This window comes from Streptomyces aureus (assembly GCF_001418135.1).
Lineage (GTDB): Bacteria > Actinomycetota > Actinomycetes > Streptomycetales > Streptomycetaceae > Streptomyces > Streptomyces aureus_A.
This window is the reverse complement of record NZ_LIPQ01000436.1, coordinates 1-9,813: the sequence shown is the minus strand read 5'-3', so window position 1 is coordinate 9,813 and position 9,813 is coordinate 1. Positions and strand designations below refer to the sequence as shown.

At 72.6% G+C, this 9,813-nt stretch carries 11 protein-coding genes; 4 read left to right on the top strand and 7 right to left on the bottom strand.

The window, feature by feature from the left end:
- On the top strand, nucleotides 1–333 hold a 333-nt coding region (locus tag AOK00_RS29940; protein WP_159041875.1), incomplete at its 5' end, for an alpha/beta fold hydrolase.
- A 55-nt stretch (nucleotides 334–388) separates the two neighbouring features.
- On the opposite strand, the gene AOK00_RS29935 is transcribed toward AOK00_RS29940, so the two are convergent.
- The 4 genes from AOK00_RS29935 to rox all read right to left on the bottom strand — a co-directional run bounded on the left by AOK00_RS29935 (nucleotide 389) and on the right by rox (nucleotide 4,407).
- On the bottom strand, nucleotides 389–1,393 hold the full coding sequence (locus AOK00_RS29935) for a HEAT repeat domain-containing protein (RefSeq protein WP_055603354.1): 1,005 nt from the start codon (nucleotides 1,391–1,393) through the stop codon (nucleotides 389–391).
- 44 nt (nucleotides 1,394–1,437) lie between these two features.
- Complete coding sequence (locus AOK00_RS29930; RefSeq protein ID WP_055603353.1) at nucleotides 1,438–2,109, bottom strand: HEAT repeat domain-containing protein; 672 nt, start codon at nucleotides 2,107–2,109, stop codon at nucleotides 1,438–1,440.
- A gap of 81 nt (nucleotides 2,110–2,190) precedes the next feature.
- Nucleotides 2,191–2,886 carry a 4'-phosphopantetheinyl transferase family protein gene (locus tag AOK00_RS29925; RefSeq protein WP_055603352.1) on the bottom strand — a complete coding sequence of 232 codons (696 nt, stop codon included), beginning with the start codon at nucleotides 2,884–2,886 and terminating at the stop codon, nucleotides 2,191–2,193.
- Between the two features lie 93 nt (nucleotides 2,887–2,979).
- Nucleotides 2,980–4,407 (bottom strand): rifampin monooxygenase, encoded by a 1,428-nt coding sequence (gene rox, locus AOK00_RS29920; protein ID WP_055603351.1) that lies wholly within the window; start codon nucleotides 4,405–4,407, stop codon nucleotides 2,980–2,982.
- A 437-nt stretch (nucleotides 4,408–4,844) separates the two neighbouring features.
- Between rox and AOK00_RS29915 the strand changes: the two genes are divergently transcribed.
- Complete coding sequence (locus AOK00_RS29915; protein WP_055603350.1) at nucleotides 4,845–6,263, top strand: amidase; 1,419 nt, start codon at nucleotides 4,845–4,847, stop codon at nucleotides 6,261–6,263.
- A 54-nt stretch (nucleotides 6,264–6,317) separates the two neighbouring features.
- Here the strand turns inward: AOK00_RS29915 and AOK00_RS29910 are convergent, their stop codons facing one another.
- Both AOK00_RS29910 and AOK00_RS29905 read right to left on the bottom strand, forming a co-directional pair.
- Nucleotides 6,318–6,644: a hypothetical protein gene (locus tag AOK00_RS29910; RefSeq protein ID WP_055603356.1), complete on the bottom strand. Its 327-nt coding sequence runs from the start codon at nucleotides 6,642–6,644 to the stop codon at nucleotides 6,318–6,320.
- A 61-nt stretch (nucleotides 6,645–6,705) separates the two neighbouring features.
- Nucleotides 6,706–7,323, bottom strand: a complete 618-nt coding sequence (locus tag AOK00_RS29905; RefSeq protein WP_254047557.1) for a DUF6328 family protein — start codon at nucleotides 7,321–7,323, stop codon at nucleotides 6,706–6,708.
- Nucleotides 7,324–7,580: 257 nt separating this feature from the next.
- Here AOK00_RS29905 and AOK00_RS29900 point away from each other — a divergent pair, with 257 nt between their 5' ends.
- Both AOK00_RS29900 and AOK00_RS29895 read left to right on the top strand, forming a co-directional pair.
- Nucleotides 7,581–7,973 (top strand): STAS domain-containing protein, encoded by a 393-nt coding sequence (locus AOK00_RS29900; RefSeq protein ID WP_055603349.1) that lies wholly within the window; start codon nucleotides 7,581–7,583, stop codon nucleotides 7,971–7,973.
- 34 nt (nucleotides 7,974–8,007) lie between these two features.
- Complete coding sequence (locus tag AOK00_RS29895; protein WP_063886692.1) at nucleotides 8,008–8,682, top strand: ATP-binding protein; 675 nt, start codon at nucleotides 8,008–8,010, stop codon at nucleotides 8,680–8,682.
- Between the two features lie 70 nt (nucleotides 8,683–8,752).
- Here AOK00_RS29895 and AOK00_RS29890 read toward each other — a convergent pair whose 3' ends face one another.
- On the bottom strand, nucleotides 8,753–9,700 hold the full coding sequence (locus tag AOK00_RS29890) for a SigB/SigF/SigG family RNA polymerase sigma factor (RefSeq protein ID WP_055603348.1): 948 nt from the start codon (nucleotides 9,698–9,700) through the stop codon (nucleotides 8,753–8,755).
- Nucleotides 9,701–9,813 lie beyond the last annotated feature (113 nt).

Genomic DNA, 9,813 nt, shown 5'->3' with positions numbered 1-9,813 from the left:
CTGGACGCCATGAGCCGCGACGTCCGGCCGGAGAGCATGGCCGCGCAGCTCTCGCTGATGGCCGAGGCCGACGAGACGGACCTGTTGCCCCGGATCACGGTGCCGACCCTGCTGCTGTGGGGGGAGCGGGACGCCCGCTCCCCCCTGGACGTCGCCCACGCCTTCCAGGAGGCCATCCCTCAGGCAGAGCTGGTGGTGATCCCCGCGGTGGGCCATATGAGCAACCTGGAGGCACCGGAGGACTTCACGGCAGCGGTTCGCGCCTTCTGCCGCGCGCACGCCCGGGAAGCGTCTCGTCGCTCACCGGTCGAGCGGGATGAGGGCGGGACCTGACGGCCCTCCCGCCCCCGGCCAGGAGCGCGACCCCCAGGCGGCGGCGACGGCGGGATCACCGCCCACGCAGCGTCAGGACGTAGGCCGCCGTCAGTGCCACCGCGCGGTCCTCGTCGTGCGACAGCGTCTCCAGGGCACGTGACGCCCTGCTCCCCGGGACGTCCGCCAGCGCCTGCGTCAGCCGGCGGCGCGCCGCCGGGCCGACCGTGTCGTGCGCCAGGCGGGCGACGAGGTCGGTGGCGATCCGGTCCGCCCACTCGGGGCGGCTCGCCAGTGCGCTCAGCGCGTCCGCCGCGTCGACGTCGTTCGTCGCCTCCACGACCATCTCGATGAGCGTCGGGATCGCCTCGGTCACTCCGCGCGCCCCCAGGGCGAGCGCCGCGTGCCCGCGGACCGCGGTGTCGGCGGTCGCGAGGGACTCGCGCAGCAGCGCCGTCGCCTCGTCGCCCGTGATCTCGGCGACGGCCCGCACGGCACGTTCCCGTACCTCGGCCTCCGGTGAGCCGAGGCCCTCCGCCAGTAGTGCGATCGAACCGCCGTCGCCCGACTGCGCCAAGGCCCATCGCAGGGCTCCGGCCACGTTCGGGTCCGTCTCGCTCAGGGCCGCCTCGACCAGCGCCTCCACCGGTACGGGGACCTCCTCGACCGAGGACAGCGCGGCGCGCTGCCGCTTGCCCGCGCTCTCCGACCCCAACGCGTGCAGGAGCGCCACGATCTGGAGGACCTCCTCCCAGCCCGCGGGTTCCGCGGCACCGATCCGACGGAGTCGGGTGAGCAGCGCCGTCTCGGCCGCGATGCGTTCCCGCGTCCCGCGGATGAGGTCCTGGACGAGTTCCGTCGGCGCGAAGCCGGGATCGTCCAGCGCGCTCCCCACGTCACGCAGCGACAGCCCCAGGGACCTCAGGCTCTCGATGTGGAAGATCCGCCGGATGTCCTCGTCGGAGTACTCACGGTAGCCGGACCCGGTACGGCCCGTCGGCCGCACCAGGCCCAGCGACTCGTAATGCCGGAGCATGCGGGCGCTGACCCCGGACCGACGTGCCACCTCGCCGATCAGCATGCGCCGGCCACGGACCGTCGTGCCGCCTCACCGGTCAGCATGCGTCACTGCCCCTCCTGGCCGGGCGTTCCGAGGGCGACGACACGCTTCGCCTCCTCGATCGCGAACTCGAATGCGGCATCCGGGTCGTGCAGCAGTCGTTCCGTGGCGATCGCGTGCTGTCGCGCGGCCGGGGCGCCCTTGGCCGTGGCGGCGCCGAGCGTCGGCAGGATCACCTCGCCCAGGGCGATCAGCGCCCTGCTGAGGCTCAACCGCGTCTCCCGCCCGCCACGCCCGAGTTGCGTCGCCAGCACGTCCGCCAGCTCGGTCCGCTCCTCCTCGGGTACGAGCACGACCGCCGCCCGCCACGCGCTCCGTGCCACCTCGTCGTCGGCGTCGGACAGCAGCTCCCGCGTGATCGCCGGCCACGCCCGCCGGTCACCGATCTTCGACAGCGTGTGCAACGCCTGACTCCGGGCCTGTGCCCGCTCCGAGCGGACCTCGCCGAGGAGTCCCGGGAGCGTGAGGTCCGGCGCGTGCCGGGTGAGTGCCCAGGTGAGCATCTCGCGCACGGAGAAATCGGGCTCGATCGCGCATCGCTCGACGAGCTTGTCGACGCACCGCGGATCCGGGGCCGTACCGATCGTGAGCGCCGCCCGCAGCCGTACCGACGAGCTGCCGTCCTCCAGGCCCTGGAGAGCGCGCGTCACGTCCTTGTCATGGGTCGCCATGGTCATCGGGACCACCTCCTTGCCCGGCAGTCAAGACCTTGTCATCGTGTCAAGGTCAAGCGCGACGCCACGCCGGTGGTGGTCGCCCTACTGCACCGCGACCGCCACCGCCGCCGCGTACGACGGCGCGACCCGTACGTCGGCGAGCGACCAGCCCGGTACGGCGGCCGGCTCGGCGCCCATGCCCATGTACGTACGGTCGAGGCCCCCGGCCAGCCCTTCTCCCGTGCCCTTGAGGTACGCCTCCTTGCGCGCCCAGCACCGCGCGAACGCGGCCGGTCGCGTCTCCGCGGGCAGCCGTGCGAACTCCTCCCGCTCCCGCGGGTGCAGGCTGTCCGCCACGAGGGCCGACACCTCGGCCTCCGGGTGTGCCTCGACGTCCACGCCCACGGGCGTCGCGGCGACGCCGACCAGAGCCAGGTCCCCGCTGTGGGAGAGCGAGAAGTGGAAGCCGGCGTCCCGCACCGCCGGCCGGCCGTGCGGTCCTCCGCAGACCGGGCAGTCCTCCCTGACGAACACCACCTCTTCCGCCCGTATCCCGAGGTAGTGCCCGAGGAGACGCCGTAGCCCCCCGTGCGCGGCGAGGTACCGTGCCCGGTGGTCCGCCCGTATCAAGGCCTGCCACCGACGACGTTCCTCGGCGTCCAGGAGGGCGGGTGCGCCGGGGTCCTCCGCCATGGGCAGCAGCCAGAGCGCCGCTGTTCCGTCGGCGGCGGGCAGCACGGCCGACTCCGGCGTGTCGCCTGCGCGCAACACCCGTACGGGGGTGATCTCCATGGTCATGCCACCATTCTGCACCGCTGTACGTGGGGGAGTTCGGGTGCCCTGCCCGGCCCGGGGCCGGGCAGGGCACCGACTCGCCACCGCGTCACGCGATCAGCCGGTGGCCGCGCCGAACCAGGTCGGCAGGTGTGCGAGCAGCTCCTGCTGGTCCTCGCCGACCCAGGCGACGTGGCCGTCCGGTCGCAACAGGACGGCGGGCACGTCCAGTTCTTCGCTGACCTCGACGACATGGTCGACGCGGTCCGCCCAGCCCCCGACCGAGAGCCGGCCGGTCTGGTCCAGGAGCAGTCCGCGGCCCTCGTGCATCCGCTCGTAGAGGCGCCCCTGCTTCAGCTCCAGGTCACGCATCCGCCTGCCCAGCAGTTCGTCGCCCTCGCCGAAGTCGTAGCGCACCGAGATCGCCGTGATCTTCTCGATGAGGTACCGGTTGACGTCGTCGAACTCCACGAGTTCCGCGAGCAGTCGGCGTACCGCCTGCGCGCCCGGCTCGGTCGACATCAGCTGGATCTGCGCGCGGGTGTTGTCCAGGACGTCCGTGGCCACCGGGTGCCGCTCGGCGTGGTAGCTGTCGAGAAGCCCCTCGGGCGCCCAGCCGGCGACCGCCGCGGCCAGCTTCCAGCCCAGGTTGAACGCGTCCTGGATACCGAGGTTGAGCCCCTGGCCGCCGGTCGGCGGGTGGATGTGCGCCGCGTCGCCCGCGAGGAACACCCGGTCGACCCGGTACCGCTCGGCCTGCCGGGTCGCGTCGCCGAAGCGCGACAGCCAGCGCGGCGAGTGCGCGCCGAAGTCCGTACCGGCGATCGCCCGCAGCCGCTCCTTGAACTCGTCGAGCGTCGGCGCGGTCGCGCGGTCCTCGGCCACACCCTCGGCCGGCACGATGACCCGGAACACCCCGTCCCCCAAGGGCATGGCGCCGAACCGCAGTTGGGTCTTGCGGACCTCGGCCGTCACCGCGGTCAGCTCCTCCTGCGCGGCGGTCAGCTCCATCTCGCCCAGCAGCGTCTCCACCCGGGAGGGCTCGCCGGGGAACGCGACGCCCAGCAGCTTGCGCACCGCGCTGCGGCCGCCGTCGCAGCCGACGACGTACCGTGCGCGGAGCTCCTCCCCGTCGGCCAGTTCGACGGTCACGCTGTCCTCGTCCTGGCTCAGGCCGACCACTTCGCAGCCGCGGCGGATCTCGGTTCCGGCCTCGGCCGCGTGCTCGGTCAGCAGCCGCTCGGTGACCTGCTGCGGAATGGCGAGTACGTACGAGTGGGCCGTGTCCAGCCGCTCGGGCCACGCCTTGGCGAGCCCAGCGAAGAAGCCGCCGACCGCGATCTGCTGCCCGAGTTCGAGGAACCGCTCCAGCAGGCCGCGCTGGGCCATCACCTCGATGCTGCGTACGTGCAGACCCTGGGCGCGCGACTGCCGGGTCGGCTCCGCCTCCTTGTCCAGCACGAGCACGTCGACGCCGTGCAGCCGCAGCTCGCCGGCCAGCATCAGGCCGGTCGGGCCGCTGCCCACAACGATCACGTCAAACATGAGAACCGCCCCGTTTCCATAGGTTGCGTCCAGCCAGCCGCGGTCGTGGGATCCCTACGCCCCGCGAGCGCGTCGATCGTGCGAACGAGTCGATTTCCGCAGGTCACTGGCTACGGCTGGAGATTCTGCACCAGGACGGGGGCCTTGCCGCAAGGCCCCCTGTGCGCTATACATTGAGAGTGGCGAGGAGACGTTTCAGCTCCTTGCCCTTCTCTTTTTCTTCTTTCGGCGCTGCTGCCGCGCGCCCGACCGCCGGTCGACCGTGCGTGTGCTTCCTCTTCCCGGGTAGCCGCCCAGCACATGAGGCGGCCCGGCCCCGTCCCGTGCTCCACGGGTAAGCCCTTCGGCGGCTCCGAATCGCCCGACCACTCGCGTGTTACTGCTTGGTAGGGCATGCTGGCGGCCAACCAACCACACGGCCGGGGGCTGAGGTAGCGGTGACGACTTTCGAGGAACAGGCCACGGTGCACGCCTTCCGGGACGACGCACTGGGCGAGCACGACGCCGTCGGGCTCGCCGCGGCGATACGCCGGGGTGAGGTCGGCGCCGCCGAGGTCGCGCGGGACGCGGCCGAGCGGGTACGGGACGTCGAGGACCGGCTCCACGCGGTCCAGGTCCACATCGACGCCCCCTCCTACGCCACCGGGCCGGGCCACGGCGCCTTCGCGGGCGTGCCGACCTTCGTCAAGGACAACACCGACTACCTGGGCCTGCCCACCGGTCACGGCAGTGCGGCCTTCACCCCGCGCGCCGCCCGGCGCCACGCGCCCTTCGCCCGACAGCTCCTGAGCAGCGGCGTCACGGTCCTCGGCAAGACCAGGCTGCCCGAGTTCGGATTCAGCCCCACCACGGAGTACGAGGCCGCCGAACCGGTACGCAACCCGTGGAACACCGGTTGTTCGGCGGGCGGTTCGTCCGGCGGCAGCGCGGCCCTCGTCGCCGCCGGGGCGGTGCCGATCGCCCACGCCAACGACGGCGGCGGATCGATCCGCATCCCCGCCGCCTGCTGCGGGCTCGTCGGTCTCAAGCCGACCCGCGGCCGGGTCGTGACGAACGCCCAGAGCCGCCAACTGCCCCTGGACATCGTGTCCGACGGCATAGTGAGCCGTTCGGTACGGGACACCGCCGCGTTCCTCGCCGCCGCCGAGACCTACTGGCGCAACCCCAAGCTGCCGCCCCTCGGTCTGGTCGAGGGACCCTCCGAACGGCGCCTGCGCATCGGGTTCCTGGTCGACTCGCCGAACGGCGTCCACGCCGACACCGCGACCCGGGCCGCCGTCATGGACACCGTCGCGACGCTCGAACGGCTCGGCCACACCGTGGAGCCGGTCGAGCTGCACCTCGACCCCCGCTTCACCGGCGACTTCCTCACGTACTGGGGCATGCTGTCGTTCCTCCTCGGCGTGTCGGGCCGGACCTTCGGTCCGGACTTCGACCGGCACCGGTTGGACGGCCTCAGCCGGGGGCTGCGCGAGGAGTACCTGAAGAGCTGGCGGCGCACCCCGGGCGTACTGCGGAGGCTGAAGCGGACGCGGGAGGCGTACGCGGCGGCGTTCCGCGGCCTCGACCTCGTCCTCACCCCCGTCCTCGCGCACACCACGCCGAGGATCGGTCACCTCAGCCCGACCGTGCCGTACGCGACGCTGGTCGAGCGGATCCTCGCGTACGTCGCCTTCACACCGGTCAACAACGTCGTCGGGACGCCGTCGATCTCCGTTCCCGCCGCCGGCGCGACGGACGAAGGGCTGCCGATCGGCGTCATGTTCTCGGGCCGCCCCGGCAGCGAACGGACGCTGCTCGACGTCGCCTACACGCTGGAGGCGGACCGCCCGTTCCGGCGCATCCAGGACGTCTGACCGGCGGGCGGCCCGGAGGGTGCCGGCGGCTGGGAGGAGGGCCGGTCAGCCGCTTCAGCCGTCGCCGAGCGCGCGCTGCAGCTGCGCCTTGTTCATCTTCGAACGGCCGTCGATGTTCCGGCGCTTGGCCTCTTCATAGAGCTGGTCGTACGTGCGCCCCTGGGCACCGGTGTGGGAGCGCCGGCCACCACGCTCGCCGGACGACATGTCCTCCCGGGACAGGCGGCTCGCCGTCTTGGACTCGCCGTGCCGTGCCCGCTCCTTGTTCACGGTGCGGGCGGCGATCTCCTTGGCGCGCTCCTCGCTCTCGCCGCGCTGCTCCGCGCTCTCCTTGATGTGTTCGTACTGCCGTTCCCGCTTCGGGCTGGATCCGCGAGGCATGATGTGCTCCTTCCGCATGCGCTGAGCGGCTCTCCCGTGCGGTTACCCGCCGACTCCCCCCTCACTCCCCTCTCTTCGAGGTGTGCCGGGTGCGGGCCCACAGCGGCAGGGCGAACCAGCACAGCAGGTACCAGGCCAGGACCCCGGCCACGAGCCACGGAACGATCGCGTTGTCGGTGGCCACGCGGAGGATGAGGACGAGCGCGGTCGTGAGGGTGGTGAGCAGGAGCAGGATCCCGATGAAGGTCAGCCGGGACGCCCACGCCACCGCCTGGGGTTTGATCCGCCGGCCCGCCACGAGGCGGTGGAAGGAGACCGGGCCGATCAGCGCGCCCGTGGCCAGCGAGCCGAGGACCACCGTCAGGATGTAGATCGCCTTGTCGCCCGAGCCGAGGCTCTCGTACCGGGGAGTGAAGACCACCGTCAGGAGGAAGCCGAGGAGGATCTGGACACCGGTCTGGACCACCCGTATCTCCTGCATGAGGTCCTGCCACTGCCGGTCGGCGCGCTCGTCCGCGGTCTCGTCGCGCCCGCGCCCTTGTCCGTCTCCGTGAGAGGTCTCCCCGTCCTCACGGGTCGTCTTCCCGCTGTCGCGCGCCGCGTCCCCGTCTCCGTGTATGCCCGTCTGCCCGTCCCCTCGCTTCCGGGGGCGTCCCAGCCCGGTCTCGCGGTCAGTCATCCGTCTCACCTTCCGGTTCGAAGGGGCCCGAGGGGCCGGGGCGGCGGCGGTACGCCGCGTCTTCCCTGCCGGCACGGTCGCAGACGTCGCGCCGCGGCTCTTCGTCGGATCATATGAAGAACCTGTCGAGTGCGGCTCCGGCCGACCACGGCGGGTGCGCCACGCGGCCGGAGGGCTTCCGCTCGCCGTGCCGGGAGCCCTCGGCGTATCGTCGGCCTCAGCTCGGAATTGTGCGCCGACGGGAACCGGAGTGCCGGATGCCAAGGGATGCGACAGGGACGGGTGACGCCGGGCTCATCGGCCCCCGTCTGACGGCCGCGGTCCGGTGGAGCGGTGCCACGGCCGTCGTCACGGTGGCGGGGGAGCTCGACCGCGACACCCAGGAGCCCCTGCACGCGGCGCTGACCGACGTCCTGGACCGGCGCCCCGAACGGATCGTCGTGGACTGCGGACGACTGACGTTCTGCGACTCGACCGGACTCAATCTGCTGCTGACGGCGAGGCTGGACGCACGGGAGGCCGGCAGCCGGCTGGAGCTGGCCGCGCTGCGCCCGCCCGTCGACCGGGTCTTCGACGTCACCGGCGTCGTGGCGGTCTTCACGGTGTACGACGAGCTGCCCGCCGAACTGGCCGAGGGGGAGCACCCGTGAACGCGACACGGCACCGGGCACGGTGGAGGCAGGGATGAGCGAACCGGTCCGGTCCAGGGGCCAGATCAGACGGCTCGTCCTGCGGAGCGGGGAGTCGGTGGTCGCACGGTGCCGTGACTTCTGCCGGGTCGCGCTCACCGACTGGGACTGGCCCGGCCGGCCGGAGGACAGCGGGCTCACCGAGGAGGAGCGGGACCTCGCGGTCGAGGACGTCCTCCTGGTCGTGTCGGAGGCCGTGACCAACGCCTGTCTGCACGCCGGGGGCCCCACGGAGCTGGTCATCCGGCTCGCCCCCGCCGAGCCGCGGGGCGACGGTGCGGCGAGCGGCCCGCCGTCCCGCGCGGCCACCGGCACGGCCGGGGACCTGCGGATCGAGGTGAGTGACCGGAGCAGCCGGATTCCGGATTTCCGGCCACGGGGAGCGCCTGGGCAACCGGGGGGCAACGGCCTGATCGTGATCGACCGGCTCGCGCGCGCGTGGGGAGCCGTCCCCGGGGAGACGGGCAAGTCCTTCTGGGTGGAGGTCGCGAGCCCGGTCCCGGCGAACGGACCGCCGGCTGTCCCGACGCCGCCGCCACCTCCCGCCGCGCCACGGTCACCTGCTCCGGACTCTCCGCGGGCGGCGTCGGGCCGGGGTGGACTGTCACGGCCGGTTCCGGGGGACCCTCCGGGCGCCCGTGGCGGGGCGGCCCATGACGGCGGCCCGTGACGCGCCGTCGCCGTGCGGCTCCCGGCCCGGTCGGCGCGCCGCCGACGCGGTCGCCGTGACGGCCGGGGGCTCACGTGTGGGTCGTGGTCGCGGTCGTCGCCTTCGGAGGCTCCTCCGCCGTCAGGGCCGTACGCAGATCGCCGAGGATGCGACTGAGGAGACGCGACACGTGCATCTGCGAGAGGCCGAGGCGCGCGCCGATCTCCGCCTGGGTCAGCTCCTCGCCGAACCTCAGCGCCAGGATCGTCCGGTCGCGCGTCGAGAGAGCGGCGACGAGCGGCTTGAGCGCCTCCAGGTTCTCGATCTTCTCGAAGGCGTCGTCGTCGCTGCCGAGGCAGCGCGCCAGCATGCCGGGACCACCGTCCTCGTCGTCCGCGGGAACGTCGAGCGAGCGACTGGTGAATCCGTTCGCGGCGAGCCGGCCCTCGCGCAGTTCGGTCTCGGTGATGTGGAGATGGGCGCCGAGCTCGGCAACCGTCGGCGGGCGGCCCAGCTCCTGTTCGAGGGCGTCGTTCGCCTTGGCCAGGCCCAGCCGCAGTTCCTGCAGGCGGCGCGGCACGTGGACGCTCCAGCTGGTGTCGCGCAGATGCCGCCGTATCTCACCGAGCACGGTCGGCAGGGCGAAGGACATGAACTCGTTGCCCCGCTCGGGCTCGAACCGGTTGATCGCCTTGATCAGACCGACGGTGCCGACCTGGACGATGTCCTCCCAGCTCTCGTTGGAGCGCCGGAAGCGGGTCGCGGCGTACTTGACCAGGCTCAGGTTCAGCTCGACGAGGGTGTTGCGTACGTACGAGTAGTCCGCCGTGCCCTCCTCCAGCGAGCGCAGCCGCTCGAACAGGGAGGTCGAGAGCGTGCGGGCGTCCGCGGTGCTCACCGACAGGGGATCCGCGATCTCGGGAAGCCCGGCGAGGGGTTCGGGGTCGTGACGGACGGGCCGGTGGTCGTTCTGGGCGGACCGGCGGTCCTTGGAGACGGGCTGGCCGCGGCCCCGGGCGGTGGTGCGGTTGTTCGACATGAAGGCTCCTGATGAGAGCCCCCTCTTTCCTCATACCCGCTTTGGCCCCACACGAGCAGTGTGCCGTGGGTGACGGAGGGGAGGGGGCGGGGAAATACGGCGGCGGGCCATAC

Bases quoted from the DNA above. Each gene is read 5' to 3' on its own strand.
- AOK00_RS29925 (WP_055603352.1), bottom strand. From the start codon at position 2,886: ATGACCATGGAGATCACCCCCGTACGGGTGTTGCGCGCAGGCGACACG.
- AOK00_RS29935 (WP_055603354.1), bottom strand. From the start codon at position 1,393: ATGCTGATCGGCGAGGTGGCACGTCGGTCCGGGGTCAGCGCCCGCATG.
- AOK00_RS29930 (WP_055603353.1), bottom strand. From the start codon at position 2,109: ATGACCATGGCGACCCATGACAAGGACGTGACGCGCGCTCTCCAGGGC.
- AOK00_RS29905 (WP_254047557.1), bottom strand. From the start codon at position 7,323: ATGACTGACCGCGAGACCGGGCTGGGACGCCCCCGGAAGCGAGGGGAC.
- rox (WP_055603351.1), bottom strand. From the start codon at position 4,407: ATGTTTGACGTGATCGTTGTGGGCAGCGGCCCGACCGGCCTGATGCTG.
- AOK00_RS29900 (WP_055603349.1), top strand. From the start codon at position 7,581: ATGCCAAGGGATGCGACAGGGACGGGTGACGCCGGGCTCATCGGCCCC.
- AOK00_RS29910 (WP_055603356.1), bottom strand. From the start codon at position 6,644: ATGCCTCGCGGATCCAGCCCGAAGCGGGAACGGCAGTACGAACACATC.
- AOK00_RS29890 (WP_055603348.1), bottom strand. From the start codon at position 9,700: ATGTCGAACAACCGCACCACCGCCCGGGGCCGCGGCCAGCCCGTCTCC.
- AOK00_RS29895 (WP_063886692.1), top strand. From the start codon at position 8,008: ATGAGCGAACCGGTCCGGTCCAGGGGCCAGATCAGACGGCTCGTCCTG.